The 21564-nt window shown below is 55.5% G+C and carries 20 protein-coding genes; 10 read left to right on the forward strand and 10 right to left on the reverse strand.

What is annotated here, in order from left to right; translation table 11 throughout:
• Positions 1–50 precede the first annotated feature (50 nt).
• A complete protein-coding gene (locus Q371_RS08400) occupies positions 51–1964 on the reverse strand; it encodes an alpha-amylase family glycosyl hydrolase (protein WP_051963761.1) in 1914 nt (637 codons plus the stop codon).
• Between the two features lie 231 nt (positions 1965–2195).
• Between Q371_RS08400 and rpmH the strand changes: the two genes are divergently transcribed.
• The 8 genes from rpmH to prmC all read left to right on the forward strand — a co-directional run bounded on the left by rpmH (position 2196) and on the right by prmC (position 10056).
• Positions 2196–2330 (forward strand): 50S ribosomal protein L34, encoded by a 135-nt coding sequence (gene rpmH, locus Q371_RS08405; RefSeq protein WP_034338805.1) that lies wholly within the window; start codon positions 2196–2198, stop codon positions 2328–2330.
• A 27-nt stretch (positions 2331–2357) separates the two neighbouring features.
• Positions 2358–2717, forward strand: coding sequence for a ribonuclease P protein component (gene rnpA / locus Q371_RS08410; RefSeq protein ID WP_051963763.1), 360 nt, complete (start codon positions 2358–2360; stop codon positions 2715–2717).
• A 16-nt stretch (positions 2718–2733) separates the two neighbouring features.
• Positions 2734–2961, forward strand: coding sequence for a membrane protein insertion efficiency factor YidD (gene yidD / locus Q371_RS26440; RefSeq protein ID WP_425388031.1), 228 nt, complete (start codon positions 2734–2736; stop codon positions 2959–2961).
• Positions 2958–4439 (forward strand): membrane protein insertase YidC, encoded by a 1482-nt coding sequence (gene yidC, locus Q371_RS08415; protein ID WP_034338810.1) that lies wholly within the window; start codon positions 2958–2960, stop codon positions 4437–4439. Before yidD ends, yidC begins: the two co-directional genes overlap by 4 nt.
• A 240-nt stretch (positions 4440–4679) precedes the next feature.
• Positions 4680–7931: a glycoside hydrolase family 9 protein gene (locus tag Q371_RS25520; RefSeq protein WP_051963767.1), complete on the forward strand. Its 3252-nt coding sequence runs from the start codon at positions 4680–4682 to the stop codon at positions 7929–7931.
• A gap of 87 nt (positions 7932–8018) precedes the next feature.
• Positions 8019–8531 carry a HEAT repeat domain-containing protein gene (locus Q371_RS08425; protein WP_034338813.1) on the forward strand — a complete coding sequence of 171 codons (513 nt, stop codon included), beginning with the start codon at positions 8019–8021 and terminating at the stop codon, positions 8529–8531.
• Positions 8532–8633: 102 nt separating this feature from the next.
• Positions 8634–9206 (forward strand): Jag family protein, encoded by a 573-nt coding sequence (locus tag Q371_RS08430; RefSeq protein WP_034338816.1) that lies wholly within the window; start codon positions 8634–8636, stop codon positions 9204–9206.
• A gap of 13 nt (positions 9207–9219) precedes the next feature.
• The gene (prmC, locus tag Q371_RS08435) at positions 9220–10056 is read left to right on the forward strand and encodes a peptide chain release factor N(5)-glutamine methyltransferase (protein WP_051963770.1); all 837 of its coding nucleotides are present in this window, start codon (positions 9220–9222) and stop codon (positions 10054–10056) included.
• Here prmC and Q371_RS08440 read toward each other — a convergent pair whose 3' ends face one another.
• From Q371_RS08440 to mqnE, 5 genes are all read right to left on the reverse strand, one after another.
• Complete coding sequence (locus tag Q371_RS08440; protein ID WP_051963772.1) at positions 10057–10362, reverse strand: MGMT family protein; 306 nt, start codon at positions 10360–10362, stop codon at positions 10057–10059.
• Positions 10363–10376: 14 nt separating this feature from the next.
• Positions 10377–10898 (reverse strand): AAA family ATPase, encoded by a 522-nt coding sequence (locus Q371_RS08445; RefSeq protein ID WP_034338819.1) that lies wholly within the window; start codon positions 10896–10898, stop codon positions 10377–10379.
• A gap of 35 nt (positions 10899–10933) precedes the next feature.
• Positions 10934–11449 (reverse strand): hypothetical protein, encoded by a 516-nt coding sequence (locus Q371_RS08450; RefSeq protein ID WP_034338822.1) that lies wholly within the window; start codon positions 11447–11449, stop codon positions 10934–10936.
• Between the two features lie 106 nt (positions 11450–11555).
• On the reverse strand, positions 11556–12389 hold the full coding sequence (locus tag Q371_RS08455) for a menaquinone biosynthetic enzyme MqnA/MqnD family protein (protein ID WP_034338826.1): 834 nt from the start codon (positions 12387–12389) through the stop codon (positions 11556–11558).
• A gap of 94 nt (positions 12390–12483) precedes the next feature.
• Positions 12484–13605 (reverse strand): aminofutalosine synthase MqnE, encoded by a 1122-nt coding sequence (gene mqnE / locus Q371_RS08460; RefSeq protein WP_034338829.1) that lies wholly within the window; start codon positions 13603–13605, stop codon positions 12484–12486.
• A gap of 464 nt (positions 13606–14069) precedes the next feature.
• On the opposite strand from mqnE, the gene Q371_RS08465 reads away from it, so the two are divergent.
• Both Q371_RS08465 and Q371_RS08470 read left to right on the forward strand, forming a co-directional pair.
• Entirely contained in the window at positions 14070–14285 is a 216-nt protein-coding gene (locus tag Q371_RS08465) for an AbrB/MazE/SpoVT family DNA-binding domain-containing protein (RefSeq protein ID WP_034338832.1), read from the forward strand.
• Positions 14282–16579: a YhgE/Pip domain-containing protein gene (locus Q371_RS08470; protein ID WP_034338835.1), complete on the forward strand. Its 2298-nt coding sequence runs from the start codon at positions 14282–14284 to the stop codon at positions 16577–16579. The genes Q371_RS08465 and Q371_RS08470 overlap by 4 nt, the downstream gene beginning before the upstream one ends.
• A gap of 308 nt (positions 16580–16887) precedes the next feature.
• On the opposite strand, the gene Q371_RS08475 is transcribed toward Q371_RS08470, so the two are convergent.
• The 4 genes from Q371_RS08475 to Q371_RS08490 form a co-directional block, all read right to left on the reverse strand.
• On the reverse strand, positions 16888–17319 hold the full coding sequence (locus tag Q371_RS08475) for a hypothetical protein (RefSeq protein WP_034338838.1): 432 nt from the start codon (positions 17317–17319) through the stop codon (positions 16888–16890).
• Between the two features lie 146 nt (positions 17320–17465).
• Positions 17466–18503: a type 2 isopentenyl-diphosphate Delta-isomerase gene (fni, locus tag Q371_RS08480; RefSeq protein ID WP_051963775.1), complete on the reverse strand. Its 1038-nt coding sequence runs from the start codon at positions 18501–18503 to the stop codon at positions 17466–17468.
• A 181-nt stretch (positions 18504–18684) separates the two neighbouring features.
• Positions 18685–19512, reverse strand: coding sequence for a hypothetical protein (locus Q371_RS08485; RefSeq protein ID WP_034338842.1), 828 nt, complete (start codon positions 19510–19512; stop codon positions 18685–18687).
• A gap of 77 nt (positions 19513–19589) precedes the next feature.
• A complete protein-coding gene (locus Q371_RS08490) occupies positions 19590–21377 on the reverse strand; it encodes an ATP-binding protein (protein ID WP_034338844.1) in 1788 nt (595 codons plus the stop codon).
• Positions 21378–21564 lie beyond the last annotated feature (187 nt).

Consider the following 21564-nt stretch of genomic DNA (forward strand, 5'->3'; position numbering starts at 1 on the left):
TGAAGGGGGACAGTTGCAAGTGGAGCGGGCAACAGGGGGTCGGTAGGGGGTTAGCCCCGATTCGTCACCCAAACTCTGGCATAGGGGGGCAGCGGAATGTACCCGAGGTGCAGGTCCAGATGGGTCCCAGCAATGTGGTCCATCGGCTGGTGGTATCCGCGTTCATGCAGGATGTGGATGGGGTACTGCATGTGGTGTTCGCTGAAGTTGTAGAACTGCAGCATGTGTCCCATCGGATGTGGGCGCTCAATGACCAGCACCGAGGGCACCTCGCTGTTCAGCACCCAGACCGGCTGACCTGCATGCAACTGGGGCAGCATTTTGCGGGTTTCAATCAGGTGTTTGAGCCCGAGGAACATTTGCCCATGTGGGGTGGCTGGATCGTGGCGCTGTTCTGCGATGGTCCAGTCCATTTCTGGACGGTGCACCCAGCGGTTGTCCATGGCATGCTCTGGGTTCTCGCTGTAACGGTAATCGTTCAAGCAGGCCAGCTCATCGCCCATGTAGAGCAGGGGAATGCCACCGTAACCCAGCACCACAGCATAAGCCAGCAGGTTGCGCTCAATGGCCAGATGTTGCAGGTGTCTGTTCTGTGTTTGCAGCGCCACTTCCAGACCGTTCAGGCTGGCCATGCTTCCAGAGATGCGGCGGTCTCCGGTGCGTTTGTTTTCCTGAAAGACCAGACCTCTGGCATGTGAACCCTCGAAATTCCCGGAGTAAAAGTCACTCAGGAACCTGCGGTGGCTTTCCCCATGCAGCCCGGCCTGTGCAGCGTCTTCATCGGAGATGGCCCATCCGATGTCGTCATGGCACCGAACATAGGTGGCCCAGCTTGCCGAGGTGGGTTTCTCGGGGAAGTTTTGCAGGGCTTTTTGCATCAGGAAGGTGTTTCTGGAGGCCAGACTGGACCAGATTTGCACCATCAGGCTGTTGTGGTAGGCAAGGTCAGACACTTTTCCATAATGTTGTCCACGACCCAGATAATGGATCAGTTTCTCTGGGGCAACGATGGCTTCGGCTTTGAACAGGACAGCGGGGGCCACAATGCGCACCACGGCACGCAGGGCCTGTGTGATGTCGTGGACCTCTGGAAGGTTCTGGCAGTCGGTGCCCATGCGCTTCCAGATGAAGGCGATGGCATCCAGACGGAACACATCCACCCCTTTGTTGGCCCAGAACAGGATGATTTTCACGAACTCCAGAAACACCGCAGGGTTGCTCCAGTTGAGGTCCCACTGCCAGCTGTTGAAGGTGGTCCACACCCACCGTTTCAGGCGTTCATCCCATGTGAAATTGCCGGGAGCAAAATCCGGAAAAATTTCCAGCAAGGTCTGTTCATACTGGTCGGGCAGGGTGCGGTCTGCATAAGTGTGGAAGTAGCTCTGGTGGATGTCGCTGCCCTGACGGGCTTTTTCTGCCCACTCGTGTTCTTCGGCCACATGGTTGAGGACCAGATCCATGCACAGGCTGATTTTGTGCTTCCGCAGTGCAGTGGTCAACGCTTCCAGCTCGGCTTCTGTTCCCAGATCTTCTCTGATTTTGTAGTAGTCCTGAACGGCATATCCGCCATCGTTGGGAGCAGGTCTGGGTTGCAGCATGGGCATCAGGTGCAGGTAGGTCACCCCGAGTTCTTGCAGGTGATCGAGTTTGCCCTGAATGCCTTGCAGGTTGTCTGCAAAACGTTCGGTGTAACACACATAGGCCAGCATGTTTTCTTCCTGAAACCAGTCGGGTTTCAGCATGCGTTCAAGGTCCAGTTGCTTCAGGTCTTCTGAGCGGTCCCGGTAGAAGTCCAGCATGATGGGTAGAAGCTCTTGCAACAGTGCGATGCTCTGGTTTCCGTAAACGCTTTCGATAGAGGCCAGAAGGTCTGGGGCGTACCTCTTGAAGCGGGCCTCAAACATCTGTCGAGCTGCTTTGCTGCGCAAAGCTTTGCGGATCACGCTTTCTGCTTGAAAAGACATGCTTTCAGTGTACGTGGAAGCGCATCATTTTTAAAGAATCCGGGTGCTTGAACCCTGTACATGTGCCCTCAGAAGCGTTCTGAAATCGCTTTCGAAGACACTGGTGTTTGCAGGACTAGACCCTTTTCAGGTGTCATGATACACTTGTAAAGCTTGTTGCTTTTTAAAGGCAACGTCACTGGTTATCAAAACCGCCGTTCCTGAGAACCTCAGGGATGTGAAGGAGGACTCATGAAGCGTACCTACCAACCCAACACCCGCAAACGCGCCAAAACCCACGGCTTCCGTTCCCGCATGAAAACCACCTCTGGTCGTCGCATTCTTTCCCGTCGCCGCGCCAAAGGCCGTCACCGCCTCACCGTCTGATCAGGATTCAGACGTAAAATTGGCGTTGTGGATGCAGGGCAGAGCCCAAAACAATTGAAAAGGTTCATCGCCCTCAAGGGGGATGCGGAGTTTCGCAAGGTTCGCAAAGGGCCTGCGGTCCGCACCCCCTATTTTACTTTGCGCAAAATCCCTTACAAGCCGCGCCACGGACAGAAATACGATCCCCGTCCAGTGGTGGGGATAATCACCTCCAAAAAAGCCATGGGCAAAGCTGTGGAACGAAACCGGGCCAGACGTCGTATCAGAGAAGCGTTGCGTCTGGGTCAAATTCCCCCTTGCAAAGCCATCTTGATGCTCAATCCAGAGGTTTTGACAGCAGATTTTGAAACCCTGAAACGTGCTCTGGAGGTGGCTTTTGCCAAGTAAAGCTGTGCAAGCAGCAGTGTCCATGATCCATTTTTACCAGCGGCGGCTGTCTCCCCTCAAAGGGTCTCCCAGTTGCCGTTTTCACCCGACCTGTTCCCAGTACACCCTCGAAGCCATAGAAATGCATGGTGTGTTCAAGGGAAGCTGGCTCGGGCTTCGTCGTATTTTGAGGTGTCATCCTTTCCATCCCGGAGGCCATGACCCCGTGCCAATGCCGAAAGTCCCAAAAAGGAAGCAAGAATGAAGAAACTCGCAGTACTGTTGCCCATCCTGATGTTTGCAGGCTCAGCCCTTGCCAACATCAACCCCCACTGGATTCGCAATGTGGACGTCAACGGAGACAAATCTCCAGATGTGATTGCCACCACCAACCTCTTTGACATTGCCTTCAACGACAAAGGGGAAGTGGTCGGATGGTTTGTGAAAACGGTCAAAGGCACCGCTTACATCCGTGAAAACAATGGGGTGGTCAATTCCACCGGTCTGAACCGTGCGCCCAACCTCTTGCAGGTTCGCAACCAGGCCGGCAAGGACAAGCTGTACGGCAAAGCCTTCGTGGTTCCTCTGGAGGGGGAGGTCAAAGCAGAGAAAGCGGTGCTGAGCCCCGAGCCCACCACGCAAGACAACAAAGTGTCCGCCGAGACCCTCACCGCCACTTTCAAATACCAGCAGGGCGATGCCACCGTCACCAAGACCTACACCATCCATGCCCGCAAATACACCCTCGATGTGAAAACCAATGTGGAAGGCGTTGACAACTATCAATTGACCTTCGAGGGCTTGCAAAACCTCGCACAGCCCAACATCAAAGGCATCGGCAAAAACGATGTGAACGTGCTGGCTGCGGGTCCCGTTAAAAATGTCCGTTACATCAGCATGCAGGGAGGAAAAGCCTCCACCCAGCCTGCTTTGGTTGTTCAGCCCAGCAATGACACCACCGCCGATGCCACCTTGAACCCCACCAAAATCTCTCTGGACAACCTGAAAGGGGAGAGCAGCATGCGGGTGTATGGCGGTTTCAACGAAGCCATCCGTTTGCACATTGAAAATTACCTGTCCTTGCCAGGCCTGTTTGATCCCTCATTTGTTCTGGGCAACCTGGGCATTTGGGTGTCCAACTTCCTGACCTGGATGTATGGACTGGTGGGCAACTGGGGTCTGGCCATCATTTTGCTGACCATCATCATCCGACTGGCCATGTGGCCCCTCATGCAGGCGCAGTACAAGAGCATGGCCGAAATGCAGGCCATCCAGCCTCTGGTCACCGAAATCAATAAAAAGTATGCCGATGATTCACAGAAACGGGGTCAAGCCACCATGCAGCTTTACCAGGAGCATGGGGTCAACCCTTTTGGTGGCTGTTTGCCCATGTTCCTCCCGATGCCCATCCTGATTGTGCTCTGGCAGGTGTTCAGCAAATTTGAATTCACCACCGGATTCCTCTGGCTGCCTGACCTTGCCTTGCCGGATCCTTACTACATCATGGTGATCCTCTACATTGGTGCGATGTTCCTGCAAACTTGGGTGTCCACCCGCAAAAACCCTGAGATGTTCCGCCAGCAACTGTTCATGTTTGCCATTTTCATCTTCCTGGCCTTGCAGTTCCCCTCGGGTGTGACCCTGTACTACACCCTGTTCACCTTGCTGGGATTGGGCCAACAGATCCTGATCAACAAACAGGTGGAACGTCACATGGAACTGAAAAAAGTCTCCAAAGCCTGAAATCACAACCTTTGCACTCCAAACCCCGGCACCGCCGGGGTTTTTCATGTTTGATGTGTTTGCAAAACCCTCTTGTTTCTGAAAAAATACATGATGTTTCGAAACAAAATTTCAGATCATTTCAGAATCCTTACATTATGCTGGGTTTGTATCTGTACACAACAAAGCTGTGACTTTGACCGGAGCTTCAGACGGCGGCTGAAGCAGGCCCTTTCCAAGACCTTTCAGAACGAGGAAACGATGTCAAACATTCGCATGATGTCTCTGGGGCTCACGGCCCTCTTGAGCCTGGGATTTGTCTCTTGCAGCAGCACCACTCCCCCTCCAGTCGCTGAGAAATCTGGATCTGTGCAAAAAATGGCCGATGCCTACACCATCACCCTGTCCCAGACCAATTCCTGGGAAGGAGGCTATCAGGCAGCCATCAAATTCACCAATGTTTCTGGCGCTCCAGCCAGCTCTTTCAAATTCAAATTCAAACTCAACAGTCCCGCCACTTTGCAAAGCAGTTGGAATGGCACCGTCACAGGTCCCGATGCACAGGGATTTTACACTGCGGTCTCTCCTGATTGGCTGCAATACAGCCCAGTCGGGGTAGGCGGAAGTTATGATGTGGGCTTTGCCGCCAGTGGAAGTTTCACGGGTGGCTCGGGTTTTGTCACTGAAGTCAACGGGCAACCTGTGGTTGCCCCGGACACCACCCCTCCCACCGTGCCCGGTACCCTGACCCAGACCGGTCTGACCTACAATTCTGTCACCCTCACCTGGGGAGCGGCCACGGATGCAGTGGGTGTGGCCAAATATGAAATTTACAACGGCACCACCCTCCTGACCACTGTGAGTGCCCCGGCCACCACAGTGAAACTGACCACCCTGAAGCCCAGCACCGCTTACAATCTGAAAGTGCGTGCAGTGGATGCTGCTGGCAATGCTTCTGCTTTTGGCAACACGGTCACCTTCACCACCCCTGCTGCTCCTGTGGATACCACGGCCCCCACTGTGCCCGGAACCCTCTCTTACACCACCTTGACTTACAACGGAGTGACCCTACGGTACACTGCCTCCACAGACAACGTTGGGGTGGCCAAGTACGAAATTTACAATGGCACGACGCTGCTGACCAGTGTTGCTGGAAGCGTCACCAGCCCCAAACTCACCCTGACCCCCAGCACCACATACAACCTGAAAGTGCGTGCAGTGGATGCTGCCGGCAATGCCTCTGCTTTCGGCAACACGGTCACCTTCACCACCCCTGCCACCCCTGCAGACACCACGGCCCCCACCGTGCCCGCATCCCTGCGTTCCACGGCCTCCACCACCACCAGCATTTCTCTGGCCTGGAACCCCTCCACCGACAATGTGGGTGTGACCAAGTACGAAGTGTACAGGGGCACCACCTTGCTGGCCACCGTGAGCAGCAGCACGCTGAATTACACCGTGACAGGCCTCACCAAAAACACCGCATACACCTTCAAAGTGCGTGCTGGAGATGCCGCAGGCAACTGGTCTGCCTTCAGTCCTGACTTGAGCGCCACCACCGCCGATGACGTCCTGCCTCCTGTGGCCGGTCAAAACCCCTGTGCACGCTTCCCCCTCACCAAAGTCTTCACAGAAGCTTCTGTGGGAACGGCATCCACAGGCAAGTTCAATTACGGCGAAGCCTTGCAAAAATCCATCCTGTTCTACGAAGCCCAGCAGGCCGGTCCAGTGGCCAGTTGGAACCGCGTGGGCTGGAGAAGCGATGCCAGCATGCTCGACGAGATCAAAGGCGGTTGGTATGACGCGGGTGACCACGTCAAATTCGGCTTCCCGATGGCTGCCACTGCAACCTTGCTGTCCTGGGGTGCCATCGACTTCAAAGCGGGTTACGAGAAGTCTGGCCAGCTGAAACACATCCAGAACAACCTGCGTTTCGTGATGGATTACTTCGTGGCTGCCCACGTGGCCCCCAACAAACTGGCCGGACAGGTCGGCAACGGTGGCACCGACCACTCCTACTGGGCTGCCCCCGAGACCCTCGACACCCGTCAGGCAGGCATGCGTCCCACCTACTACATTGATGAAACCAAACCCGGCACCGATCTGGCTGGTGAAACCGCTGCCGCTCTGGCCGCCGGAAGCATGGTTTTCAAAGACACCGATCCTGCTTACGCCCAGACCCTGCTCAACCACGCCAAACAACTGTATGCTTTCGCAGACCAATTCCGTGGCAAGTACAGCACCTCCATCACCGATGCCTCGGGCTTCTACAACTCCTGGAGTGGCTATCAAGACGAACTGGTGTGGGGCGCTGCATGGTTGTATCGTGCCACTGGCGATGTGACTTACCTCAACAAAGCCAAGGCCGAATACGCCAAACTGGCCAACGAAGGTCAAACCGCCTTCAAATCCTACAAATGGACCCACGCTTGGGATGACAAGTCCTACGGCAGCTACGTGCTGATGTACCAACTGACCAAAGACCCTGCTTATCAAGCCGATGCAGACCGCTGGCTCGATTACTGGACGGTGGGCGTCAATGGTGAACGCATCAAGTACACCGACAAACTGGCCTGGCTGGACACCTGGGGCTCCCTGCGCTACTCCGCCAACACCGCTTTCATGGCCTTGCTGCACAGCAACAACATCACCGATGCCACCAAGAAGACCCGTTACAAGAACTTCGCCATCGACCAGATCAACTACATGCTCGGGGACAACCCCGCCAGCCGTTCTTACGTGATTGGCTTTGGCAACAACTTCCCCAAAAACCCCCACCACCGTGGCGCACACGGCACCTGGTCTGACAACCTGCAAGGTCCACCTGCAGTCAGCCGTCACACATTGATCGGTGCACTGGTCGGCGGTCCCGACTCCACCGGAGCCTACACCGATGACCGTGGCAACTACATCACCAACGAGGTCGCCACCGATTACAACGCAGGCTTCACCGGAGCCCTTGCCGGACTGGTGCAGGACTTTGGCGGCCAGAGCCTTGCCAACTTCCCCAAAGTAGAGCAGCCTGACAGCCCCGAGTTCTATGTGGGCACCAAGCTGAACGCCTCGGGCAGCAAGTTCACCGAGATCGCTGGATGGGCCACCAACAAGTCTGCATGGCCTGCTTGCCCCACCAGCAACGTGTCCTTCCGTTACTTCGTGAACCTGTCTGAAGGCTTCGCTGCCGGATACAAGCTCTCTGATTACGTGGTGACGGTCCGTGGCGGCACTGCAACCCCCTTGACCCTCTGGAACAGTGCCCAGAACATTTACTACGTGGACATCACCGTGCCCGGAACCATCTACCCCGGTGGTCAACAGTACTACCGCAAAGAAACCCAGTTCCGCATCGGTCTGGCAGACGCCATCAACGCACCTGCTGGAGCATGGGACCCCAACAACGACCCCTCCTACCTGGGTGTGACCGGCGTGATGGGTTCTGAGGACAAGCCCAACGACAACGTGCCCTTCTTCGAAAAAGGCGTGCTGCTGTTCGGTAAGTCTCCTGCAAAATAACCTGCACATTCACCTGTAAAACCTTCTCCCCCCAACGGCCACCCTCCTGATTCAGGAGGGTGGTTTTTCTTCCAGTACAATCAGAAAATGCTTTTTGAAGACCTGCAAAACATCCTGCTTGAAAACCGCCTCCCAGAGGAATTCGATGTTGTCCTGAACCACCTGCAACAAGATCCTCTGGCCAGGGTTCACTTGAACGCCCTGCTGACTTCTGAGCAACCTGCTCTGGTGCATGGGGCCATGGGCATTGCTTTCAATCTTGATCCCGAGTGGACCGTGCAAACCGGCGAACACCTGCTGCAGCACCCTCTGGAGGAGGTGCGTCTGGATTTTGTGGGCTACCTTGCCACTTTTCCAGATCCCAAAACCACGGACCTGTTGTTGCAAGCTTTGGAAACAGACCCTTCGGATGAAGTGCGTTGTGCTGCAGTAGAGGCTCTGGGCAAAGTGGCAGGCATGGAAGCCATTTCCGAGATTCTGGAGGCCATTCAGCAAGACGAAACCCACCACCAGAGCCAGAACCGTGAAGGCAAAACCCTGATTGAATTGGGTGTGCAGGCCATCGAAGACATTCAGGCCCGACAATGGATCACGGGTTGAACTGCAAATCAAAACTGGGGTTTTGGAATGAAGTTCTCTGGGATCCATTTGCGTCATTCGACCCTGCACTTGCAGTCAAAACTGCAGTAAACTAAGGACCAGATGGAAAAGAAGACCAATCTTGACGACTACCTGGCCGGTCTCGGGATCAGCGACAGCGCTGATGAAAGCCCGATTGATCTGGACACAGCCTACCAGAGCCCAAGCTCTCCGATTGAGTACAACATCAACCCTCAGGAAGTGGTGGAGCAATTCCTGAAAGGCCTCTGTGAGCGCGTCGATCCCGGTCTCACTGTGAAAGTTCGCATGCAGGAAAACGTGATTTACGCCGACATTTCTGGCGTGCATGCCGCCAAGATGATTGGCCGTGACGGACGGGTGCTGGCTGCGCTGGAAGTGATGTGTTACACCCTGCTCGCCAAAGAAGCAGGCCGCAACGATCTGCGCTTGCACCTCGATGCAGCCGGATTCCGCCGTCGCCATGAAGACAAACTGGTGCAACTTGCAGAGCGCATTGCCCAGCAGGTCATGAAAACCGGCGAGCCTTTTGAGATGGATCCCATTCCAGCCTCGGACCGCCGCATCATCCACATGACCCTCAAAGAGATGGGCGGGGTCACCACCGAATCTGTTGGTGAAGGCAAAGACCGTCACATCATCGTCAAACCTGCCTGAGCAACCCATCTTGATGTCGTTCACGGTGGGTCAGGCACTCAAACACATGATTGAAGTGTTCACCGTGGCAGGGATTCCCTCGCCACAGGTGGACGCTGAATTCCTGATGGAACATGTGACCGGCCTCTCCAGAATCCGTCAATTGATGGACCGACACGTTTTTCTGGAGGTGGCCGAGTGGAACATCCTGCAGGATTACATGCAGCGCCGGGCCAACCGCGAGCCTTTGCAACTGCTGCTCGGCTACACCCATTTTTATGGGCTGCGCCTGAAGGTCAAAGAGGGCATCCTGATTCCCAGACCCGAGACCGAAACGCTGGTGTCTCTGGTGCTGGAACGCAACGTCAAGCTGCGGCCCAGAATTCTGGACATTGGTACAGGCACAGGGGCGGTGGCCCTCGCTTTGCTCCATGAAATCCCATTTGCCGATGTGACCGCCACCGACATCAACCCGGACTGTGTGCGTCTGGCCCGAGAAAACGCTCTGGCTCTGGAATTGCAACTGCAAGCTGTGCAGGGAGACCTTTTCGCAGATCAGGACGGTTTGTTCGACATCATTGTGTCCAACCCGCCCTACCTTCCAGAGGCAGATGAAGCCGTCGAAATGCCTGAACTCAAGTACGAGTCCAATGTGGCGCTGTACTCAGGCAACGATGGGTTGGCTCTGGCCCGCCGGATTGTGCATGGGGCCAGCCAGCGGTTGAAGTCAGGCGGCATTCTGGCTCTGGAACTTGATCCCAGAAATGTGAAGGTGCTTCAGGCAGAGTTGCCGTTTCAACTCTGGTGCGCTTCTGAAGTGTGTCCAGACCTGACCGGACAGGACCGTTTTCTGGTGGCCATGCGGCGTTGATCAACCCAGAAAATGCGCTTTTGACACCCGCTCACCCTTGAACTCCACCCCTTCAGATTCCAGCAGCTTCTTTTGCAGGTCTCCGATGCCCCTGCGGTGGGTGCTGAGTCCTCTGGATGCATTGATGACCCGATGCCACGGAACCTCTGGGGCTTCTTCCTCTGAAAGTCCGGCCAGCAAGTTGCCCACATGTCTGGCATAACCGGGATACCCTGCTTCCAGAGCCACCCCGCCATAACTCATGGTCTGACCATAAGGAATTCCGAGCACCACCTGCATCACGGCTTTTTTGAATCTGGCATCCATGGTTGACCAGTGTATCAGGCTTGCGTGGCCGCCCGAATGGCCATCACCGTTTCAAACACCGTCAGGTGGGTGGTGTCGATCACATGCCAGCCATGCAGCAGGTGCGCCTCCACGTCCTGAATGGCATGCAGGTCTGTGATGACCCCTTCAAGGATGCGGGTGTCGAAATGTTTGTTGCTCCTCTGGCGGTTGCGTTCCAGCACCACCTCCAGATCGGCCCTGAGCAGGATTTTGTGTGGGGCCAGATGCAAGTCAAAGGCTTTTTCGTCGCCGGGACCAAGCACATCGTCAATGGCCACCGCAAAGCCGACCAGATGGTAAAGCATGGCCACTTTGCCCACCGCCTGACGGGCAAGCAAAAACTGTCTGGAGGTTTCCGGGGTCCACTCTGGCACAGGATGGGCCATCCCAGAAACCACAAATTCACGAAAATCATCGACAGGCAGGTGTATGCCTGTGTCGTAATGTTGCAAAAGGGCTTTGCACACCGTGCTTTTTCCGGTGCCCGGTGTTCCAGAGACGATGAAGGTGGGCATGGGACTCCTTGAGGGTCATGGGGATGGCTGAGGGATCACTGGATGCTGAGGATGTCTTCTTTTGGTCCCATAGACGAAGGTTCAAAATCCACCAGCACCGTGTAAGACCCCATTTTACCAATGCCACGCAATTCCATTTCAATCCTGCACTTCTCGCGGTTGAAATCGGTCTTGACCAGCAAAGACAGGTCACGGGCGGCTCTGGCGATCAGGTCGGCATAGATTTCGGCTTCTTCCTGATTGCGGGCGAAGTACTCATAGTGACCGGACTCCAGAGCCCATCCCACCGCTTTTTTGCCGTGTGCATAGGTCCAGACCATCGGAGGGGCGCTCAAGGAGCGGTTGTCTGCTGCAAGCCCTTCAATGTGCTCACGGAGTTGCAGCAAAGCCAACTCGGGGGTGGGTTGCGGTTGGGTGGGCACATCGTTGTGGATCAGGTCCGGGCGGTCCTCGCGCTTTTCCCTGAAATGCACAAGGTACCCCTGGTCCCGGCCTGCTTCAATGATTTCAATGGTGTAATTGTGCTTTTTCAGGTAATCTTCGAGGGTCATGTCCCCATTATCTGCTTTCGCAGCCCAATTTTCCTGAAGACGCCATGATTCAAAATCCATGGGCCTTTCATCCGCCATTCAGAGGAAAGACCCCCCTGAATGTCCATCACTCCGAAAAACGCAATTTTTCTCCAGAGACGCCCACCAATTCAGCAAATTTCAGGAGTCCAGAGCGGTCCGGTTTTTCCAGATGGTACCGGAAGTTCCACAGGTAATGCTGCACGATGAACTCAGGCAAATCCAGTTTCTGGGCGTTGCGTGCAGCAACCTCTGCCAGTGATCCCAGACCGATGCGCCGGGCCATGCGGAGGTTGCGCACCAACTCGGGTGGGGGAGGGGTGCGGTAAGCCCACACGGCAAAAGCAAAGGGCAAACCAAAATGGTCGTACCAGCGCATGCTCAGGTCCGTGACTTCGATGCCATCCCGGCCACTGGGGATGTCCCAGACGCTGGCATAGGTGTCCAGAGGTCCACACAACGCATACCACTCCCGCAAGGCGTTGTCTCCGATTTTCAAGACCCCCGCGTAACCTGCGTCCAGCAAATCTTGAACGGTTCCCTCATTGCGTTCCAAGGTCACTTCAAGGTGGCTGAGTTGCAGCAACACCTCCAGCAACTTCACACTGGTGGCGCTCTGGGTGGTCAGGGCGATCTTCTGGCCTTGCAGGTCCTCCCATTTCACGTTGTGAAACAGGTTCACGCTGTACACCGGACCCAGCACACTCACGCTGAAATCCGGCAGCGCAGACAGCACATCGGCGTTTTGCAGGAACTCAAAACTGCTGATGTTGGCCAGATCGATCTCGCCCGAGAGCAACTGGCGGTTCATTTCGGTGGGCACCCCCCGATGGATCTCGTACAGGTCCGACTCGGGCAGGTGTTCGTTGATGGGTGCGACGTTGGCAAAGTCGATCAGCCCGATTTTGTAGGGTTTGGACATGTTGGGGTTCCTATCCAGAGCGTTGACATGGCACACAAAACAGCGTGTCTGACAAGGGCGAGGCATGCCTCGCCCCTACAGGGTTGTTGGCGACTCAATCCGCAGCGCTGCCAGAGCCGATTTTCAGCTCGTTGTACAGGGCGTCGCGCAGCACCGGGGTGCGTCCGGCCTTCAGGATCAGGTTTCTGAGGGACTCTTCGGTGGTGCCCACTTCGGAAGTGGCCCCGGCAGCGTGGGAGATTTTCTCCTCGATGATGGTGCCGTCGATGTCCGTGACCCCCCAATCCAGAGCCACCTGGGTGAGCTCTGGGGAAATTTGGATCCAGTAGCCTTTGATGTGGTCGAAGTTGTCGAGGTAAATCCGGGCCACCGCAAGGTTCCTCAGGTCATCGAGGCCGGTGGTGTAATCGGTTTTCCCGAGGTTCATGGCGAGGCTGTTGTTCATGGGCTGGAAGGCCAGCGGAATGAAACTGTAGAAGCCTCCGGTTTCGTCTTGCAGGTCGCGCAGGCGGTGCATGTGGTCCAGACGCTCATCCAGCGTTTCGATGTGACCGTACAGCATGGTGGCATTGGTGCGCAGGCCGATCTGGTGGGCGGTGCGGTGCACGTCCAGCCAGTTGTCTGCATTGACTTTGGCTCTGGCAATTTGCTTGCGGACCCGCTCTGCAAAGATTTCTGCTCCGCCTCCGGGCATGGCATCCAGACCGGCTTCTTTGAGCTGGGTCAGCACTTCACGCACGGACAGCTTGGCAATTTTGGTGAAGTGCCAGATTTCGGCAGCGGTCCACGCTTTGACCTGCACACCCGGAAAGTTGTCTTTGAGGGCACGCACCAGTTCGAGGTAGTAGCTCCAAGGTTTTTTGGGATGGTGACCACTGGAAATGTGGATTTCGGTGAGTCCGGGTTGATAACGGTCACGGACAAACTTCAGCACGTCCTCGATGTCCCAGTCCCATGCCCTTTCCTCGTTCATGTGGGCAGCAAAGCCACAGAATGTGCATCCCACATAACAAATGTTGGTCTGGGACAGGCGCAGGGAGTGCACGTAGTAGGTTTTGTCCCCGAATTTGCGTTCCCGGACCAGATTGGCAAGGCGGGCAAGGGTGTTGAGGTCCGGTGTGTGGTAGAGCTTGAGGCCTTCTTCAAAAGACAGCCTCTGTCCCTCTTCGACTTTTTCGGCGATGGGGATCAGCTCGGGGTCACGGATGTACTTCATGCCAGACAGCTTAACACTTTTTAGATCCAAAATTCGTGCTGTGATTCACAAGCGGTGGGGCTTCGCCCGCTGAGGGCCAAAATAGGACCGAGGGCAGAGAAAGCTTTGGCTGAAAGCAGAAGCACAGATGCCGAGGGCCGAGAGCCGAGGGCTAAAAAAGCTTTGGCCAAAGCCATGAAGGCCGTAGCACGCTTCTTGTGCAGAACAGGAGACCGCGTATTGGTCTCCTTGCACGCTTCTTGTGCAGAACAGTTCACTGCAAGTTGGTGAACTTGCACGCTACGCCCCTACAAATCCCCTTGACCATGTTTTCGCGTATCGCACGATGCTCTCGGCTCTCGGCTCTCGGCTAAAGGTAAGGCTTGCCGAGCCCCTCCACTGCCCTACCCCTGTCACCCATTCTGATACATACCAATATGATCAGTATGATTGACATGATTGAGCAACAATTTTAGACTGAGTTCATGAGCGACCTCGAAGTGCAATTTTTTGGAACCGTGACCGTCGGCGAAAGAGGACAGATCGCCATCCCTCAGGAAGCCAGAGAGAAATTTGGCATCCAGCCCGGCGACAAAATGCTGGTGATTTCCAGCCTGTTTGGTGGGGTGGCCATTGTGCCCCAGAAAGTCCTGACCGACATCCTCAAACAAAAATTCCGTGAAGTTCTGGAAGGCGAATGATGTTCAGGAAATTCGGCTCTGACTATCGGAGGGTGCTGAAAGAGGAACTCAAGCTCTTTGGCAAAGAGAAAAAACTGTATGCAGCGATGGTCCTGATCGCGGTCATTCCGACCATTTACAGCGTCACCTACCTGTCCAGCGTGTGGGATCCGTATGGTCAGACCAAATCCTTGCCTGCTGGAATCGTGAACCTCGACAAAGGAACAGTGTTTGAAGGGGAAAGCTACAACCTCGGGAAAGAGGCTCTGGAAGAGATCCGCAAAGATCCTCCATTCAAATTCAAGGAATACCGCACCACCAGAGAGGCACAAGACGCAGTGAAGAGGGGAGACATCTACTTCATGGTGGAGCTTCCTGCAGACCTCAGCGACAAAGCCATTGCAGGCAAAGCGCAGGCCGACCTGAATGTGACGGTTTCAGAGGGTTCCAGTTACCTTGCGGCCACCCTTGGAAAGCGCTTCACCAATGAACTGGCCCTTGAACTCAACACCCAACTGAGCGAAAAACGCTGGGAAACCACCCTCAAAAAACTGGGCACCAGTGCCGATGACATCAAAAAACTCAAGGATGCTGCCACCAAACTTTCCAATGGGGCAAAAGAACTGCAGGATGGCACGGCCAAATTGCTGAATGGCACCGAAAAACTGGACACTGGTCTGGCCAAGGCCAACAGTGGCGGCAAAGCCCTGACCACTGGGGCCAAAACCCTCACCGATGGGGTCACCAAATTGACCTCTGGGGTCGGACAACTGAGCACAGGCATCCACACCCTTGCCAGCAAAACCCCAGCCCAGAGCAAGCTGGATGCCCTGCAGAAAGGGGCTGTGCAGGTCAAGGAAGGCAGCAGCAAACTGGCTGCAGGCCTCGGGCAGATGTCTGGCTCTGTAACCGAAGATTACCCTCTGTATGCACCCATTCAGCAATCTGCCAGAGGTGCACAACAACTGGCCGATGCCCTGAAAAAGTTGTCTGATTCGGTGACGCAAGAGAATCCCCTGTACGCACCCATTCAGCAGTCTGCCAAAGGTGCAGATCAGCTTTCCAAAGGATTGCAGCAGATTTCTGCACAGGTGCCTTCTGGCAGCAACCTGAGTCCATCCATCACACAGGCCAGCAGCAGTGCCCAGCAACTGGCAGCAGGTTTGTCTCAAATCGCTGCAAAGACCCCAGAGCAAAATCCTTTGGACGGTCCCCTGATGCAGCTTTCCAGCAGTTCCCAGCAACTGGCCGAAGGTTTGCAAAAAATGGCTGCACAGGTGCCTCAAAAGAACCCTCTGGATCAGCCCCTGAGTGAACTGGCCAAAGGCTCATCGGACTTGAGTGCAGGATCGGCCTCTTTGAGCAGTGGCGTGGCCACCCTGACCGGCGGAATGAAACAAATCAGCGAAGCCCTGACCCTGATGGACAGCAAAACCCCCAAATCTGGGGATTTGCAAAAGCTGGAATCTGGCATCAAAACCCTGCGTGACAAAACCGCTGAACTGTCCAGTGGCCTGTCTCAACTGCAACAGGGGGCAGATCAGGTCAAGGAAGGCAACACCGACCTGCTGGCAGGCGTCAAAAAGTTGGCCGATGGTACAAGTGAACTGGCCAGCAAAATCCCCAATGTGGAAAAACCCGATGCCAAAGCCGAGTTTCTGGCGGTCTCCTTTGAAGTCAAAGAGAATGCCGTCAACAAAGTGGGCAACAACGGAAGTGCATTTGCGCCTTACTTCATGTCCCTGTCGCTCTGGATGGGTGCCTTGCTGACCAGTTTCATTTTCAGGTTGCGCGTGCTCCCTGAGAACGTGCAAAACACCAGCAGGCTCCCCAAAGTGCTGGCCAAAAGCACCCTCCCGTTCATTGCGGTCTTGATCCAGAGTTTGATTCTGGCCCTCAGCATGCGTCTGGGATTGCATCTGGCGGTTCCCAATCCGGCCACTTTCTATGGGATTCTCCTGCTGGGAAGCGTGTGCATGTTCGGCATCATCATCCTGCTGATCATGCTGCTGGGAGATGCTGGACGCATGTTCGCCATGATCCTCTTGGTGTTGCAACTGGCCTCTGCGGGCGGAGCTTATCCTGTAGAGTTGGCCCCTCAACTGTTCCAGACCCTGCACCAGTACCTCCCCATCACCGATCTGGTGAAAGCCCTGCGTGCTTTCCTGTTCGGGGCATATGACAGCAACTGGATGCTGTACGTTGGACGCATGCTCTCTCTGGGCCTCGGGGCATTTTTGATCACGGTTCTGCTGGCAGGTCGCATGTACCGTTACGTGCCAGAGCACGAGTACACCCCCCCAATTGAGGCCTGAAGAACACTGTCCACGTGAAGGAAAATTAAAGTAAGAATTCCTTAATCGGAGTTCAGGAAACTGTCAGAGAGTCCCTTTAGACTGAGGATACATAGGACACAGGAGGTGAGCATCCGTGCTCGAAGCAGCAATTTTGATTCTCTTGGTGGGTGTGGTGGTGGTCGCTTCGACAAGCTCACCCAGACAAGAACCCGAGAAACTCTACGTTCCCGTTCGCAACAAACGCCGTTGATCTGACAAGCTTCCTCTGGCTGGAAAACCCCCACCTCTACACAGGTGGGGGCACGTTTTTGTTGCTCTGGTAGTGCTCAAGCCATTTTCAGGTAAAGCTCCAACTGACCCTTCAACCCATGCATTCGTTTGATGAGTTCCATGGTCAGGGCCACCGCCGTCTGGTCCTCGCCCAGAGGATTCTTGACTTCACGGGTTTTCATGTCGATCTCTGGCAGGCGCAGGAACGCACTTCTGAACGCCAGCAAACCCACCTGCAACAGTTGCCCCAGAGCCTGAGGGGTGTGGGCCTCCTGATCGCCCTGAGCGGCCTTCAGGACCTCTGCTTCAGAAGCACCACCCAGAATCAGGGCGTAAGCCTCTGGAAGGGCACACAGTTTGCGTGTCAGGGACAGCAGGGAATCTGCACCTGCATGGGGTTTGAAATCCGGGTTTTGCCAGTGGTTCAGGTCTGCCAGCAAGCTGGATTCCAAAGCACCAAGTTCATTCAGCCAGAAATTGTGGTTCATGGGGAACATTCTACAGAGTCCAGCAGAGGTGCAAAGTCAAGATGATTTCGATTTGGCATTCTGCAAACCCATGCTTGAAGGACAGTTTTGAACATGTTTTGGTTTTCGGCAAGGGCGAGGCATGCCTCACCACTACACACTTTCATTCACTCCAGCAAATAACTGGGTGGAGGTGGCGGTTCAGCAGGGGCCAACTGGGTGAGGTCTCCCACATGGGCAATCCCTGCCACAAACAGAGCGGTTTTGAGCTGCTGGATGATTTTGAGGAGGTACATCAACACCGCATCCGGTCCTTGCAGGGCAGGCTCCACCAGAGGACGGGCAATGGCACACACCTGTGCGCCCATCATCAGGCATTTGGCGACGTCCAGTCCACTGCGAATCCCTCCAGAGGCAATCAGGGGCATGTGGGGCAGAACGCTGCGGGTCTCTTGCAGGGCTTGAGCGGTGGGAATGCCAATCTCGCACAGATCGGGCTGGGTCACCTTGCCGTTGGCCACCAGATCTTCCACTCTGGCCCAGCTGGTGCCTCCGGCCCCGGCCACATCCACGGCAGCAAAAGGGATGTGCTGGATTTGCTCAGCGGTGGCTTTCCCAATGCCGTGCCCCACCTCTTTGAGCACAATCGGGAACCAACTTTTCTTGACCAGTTCTTGCATGACCTGGGTGACACCCTGAAAATTTGTGTCTCCGCCCACTTGCATGGCCTCTTGCAAAGGGTTGGTGTGCAGAGCCAGCCCATCAGCCCGAACTGCCCCAATGGCTTTGATGATGTGTGAGGTGGTGTACCCCTTCAAAAACTGTGCCACCCCGAGGTTCCCGATCAAGAGGATGTCCGGGGCATGCTCACGCACCTGAAAGCTGTAAGAGGCTTCCGGGTGTTCCAGCATCACCCTCTGGGACCCCAGCATCATGCCAATCCCGAGTTCTTGTGCAGCCAGAGCCAAGTTGCGGTTGATGCGTGCAGCATGCTCGGTGCCTCCAGTCATGGCTCCAATCAGGATGGGTGCAGAGAGGGGCTTCCCGAGAAAAGTGCAGCGCAGATCGATGTCGTTCAAATTCAACTCGGGCAGGGCACGGTAAGGCCACGCCACTTTTTCCAATCCGGTGGTCACACTCTGGTATTGCGAATCTTCCCTCAAGCAGGCTTCGAGGTGCTTGAATTTGCGTTCCTGCATGGTCATGGGTTCAGTATTTCACGAATGAACGTACAGGAATCTTATCGGGGGTTACATGGCAGGGGTAGGGTCTGTGATCTGCCGAGAGCCGAGGGCAAAAAGGCAGAAGGCAGAAACACCGTTACCACCACCGTAGGGGCGAGGCGTGCCTCGCCCTCAGATGCATTTGCCCAAGCTCGGCTCTCGGCTACAGAAATTCCTGCACCAGATGCACAGCCACCCACCCCAGAGGAGAGCGCTCCAGCCCCCAGAGTTGATTGAGGCGTTCAATCCGTGCTGCGGGCAGGTGGTTCCATTGTTTGAGGGATTCACGGTGGATGCGGGTGCTTTGCTGCCTGAGGTAAAACATGCTGCCCCTCAGGTAACCCGCTTCCACTGCGACTCTGGCCCGTTTTTCCTGTTGGGTCAAGGACAGGCCGCGTGTGGCTGCCAGCAACCCCGGGGCTTCTTCAGGGTGCCTCAGGGCAAACAGTTCTTCCAGGGCGCTCAAAACCTGTGGCGCACTCAGGCTCAGGCGGTTTTGCAGGTGTTCTGGGAAACGCAAGTCGCTGCAAAATATCTGCTCAGGAGGCAGCACCTGAGGGATGACGTGGTCCAGAAACACTTCTCTGGACACCAGCAAGGCTTCGATGAAATCGGCTTGCTTGTTCAGGTGAATTTTTTTGAGGCGTTCCTGTCCTTTTTTGACCAGCTGTTTGTGGTCTGGCACAGGCAGATTTTTTTGCTGTTTGCTCAGCAGACGGGTGGGGTCATATTCCATGCGGGCTTCGGCAAGCAAGCCTGTGGGAAAGCTGCCCTGTTCCAGAGCTTCGTAGGGAAACTGATGCAGCACCACGCCATTTTTGATTTCTTGTGCTGGGCTTTGCACTTTGCGGTCCACCACCAGCAACTGGGGCAAGCTTCCTGCCCATTGCAGGGGGGTGCCAAAACTGCCGACCCTCGCAATGGCCCGCACAGACCTGCGTTCGGTCAACTCTTTCAGGAGGGTGTTCAAAGGGGTGTCGTCCAGAACCATGGTGCTCCTTCCATTGGTTTGCGCTGCTCAACAAACACAGGCGAGGACACGCCTCGCCTGATGGGGACTTTTCGGCTTCAGGCCAGCCAATCTTCTGCGCTCTGGTCGTCCTGCTGGACCACCATTTCATCGAGCCTTGTGGCCCATGCTGGAAAAGGAAAGGTGACCATCACAGGGGTGGGAACCTCGGGTTGCTGCACAATCATGGTCCCCGGTTGCAAAATACTGGCACGAAGACGGTAGGTCGATGGTAAGAAGCGATACTCTGGACGCTCGGATTCGGCAGGATCAAGGCGACCCACCACACGAATGGCTGCGTTGGAGGTGATGCGCCGTTCCACTTCAGAGGCGGTTTGCTGTGCCCCGATCAGGATGATGCCCAGAGAACGTCCCCGTTCTGCGATGTCCAGCAGTACGTCTTTGATGGGGCTTTCTCCCTCTCTGGGGGCGTATTTGTTCAACTCGTCAAGGACCACAAAGACATAGGGTTTGCGTCCCTGTTTTTCTTTTTTCTCGAAGAGTTCTTTGAGGATCACGCCCACCACGAACATCTGGGCGTGGGCGTCCAGACTGTGGATGTCCACCACGCTGAGTTGCACCCCCTGACGGAGCACATCGGCACGGTATTTCTCGGCTTCTTTGGCGGTCAGGTTGCCCCGAATCAGGCCAGAGAGGTACTTCTGCACCCCTTTGAGCCTGCGGATGAAGGCCTGCAAGGTGCCCACGTTCTGTTTGCCCACCCATCTCGGGTCTCCGTTGCCTTCGTTTTGTTCGAGCAGCTTGTATTCGATGTAACTGACCAGTTGCGCAAAGGTGGTGATGCGGGTTTTCCCCAGTGCATCAAAATCCAGCCCGAGTTCGATGGCTTGCTGTTCATCGTCGGATTGCCAGTCTTCAACCCCCACGTAAGGGGTGGTGCTGTTTTCTGCGGCCACCATCCGGTACAGCTTTTCTTCGATCTGGCCGATCAAGAACTTCAGGTTCAGGCTGCTGTCTTTGTCTGCAAAGCAGTAAGGCAGCAGGCGTTTCTGGCAGAATTCGCGGATGGTCCACATGTAAGGGGTCACGCCCGATTTGCGCTGCTCCACATCTGGAATGATGGCGTCTCCGCCCGCTTTTGGAGGGGCCAGAAACTGCACATCCCCAAAAGGCCGTTTGGGCAGGCCACACAGGGCATAGCGGTCTTTACGAAGCCCTCTGGCAGCGGCCACTTTGCTTTCTTTGTCTTCCAGTTTGCTGTTGGGCTGGTCCAGAAAGAACAGGTCTTCGCCTTTGACGTTGAAAATCACGGCTTTGCTGTTGGCCCGGTCCACGCCCAGAGCCTGCGAATTGAAGATGCTGTACAGCAAAAACAGGGCGTAACTGGTTTTGGTGGCCACCCCGGACACCCCACTGATGTTGACGTGGGCTCCCGAGGCTCCGTTCAGGAAGTCAAAATTGAAGTGCACGGGTTCGCCGTTGCGCATCACTCCGGCAGGCAGGCGGGACTCCATGCGGTCCTGATACAGGGCTTTTTCGAGGTCTTCTTCCAGAGCCATGAACACTTCATCGCCGGGGTGGGGAGGGATGAACTCCTCTGGGTCCACGCGGGTGACCAGCACATGGGCGGTGTAAGAGGTGTTCACGGGCAGGATTCCGGCCTGCACGTCCCGCACGTCGGATTCGAAAGCGACCCCTTCGTGCAGTTTGCGCACCTGATCCACCACCCCGAAGTAGGTGACCCGGGTGCCGTCTGGCTTGGTGGTCCTGAGGGTGACCATGTCATCGAGTTGCACGCTGGAACCGGGCTCAACCCAGAACCAGAATTGCAGGGGGGTGGCTTCTTCTGTACCTAAAACCATGCCGATGGGAAGAACCTGAGTCATGAATGGCCTTATGGTATCCGATTCTGCAAAGCCCCGCATGAACCCTGCAAGAAAAGGCTCTGGAATGGCAAAACATCCCTTTTGGGGATCCAGAGGCCATCAAGATGAGTGTTTTACCGCAAAAGAAAACATTTTCCTGTCCAGAACGTATCCCAAGTCCAGAAGTATACAGAAAAGTTACATAGAC

The sequence above is a fragment of the Deinococcus misasensis DSM 22328 genome, assembly GCF_000745915.1.
Lineage (GTDB): Bacteria > Deinococcota > Deinococci > Deinococcales > Deinococcaceae > Deinococcus_C > Deinococcus_C misasensis.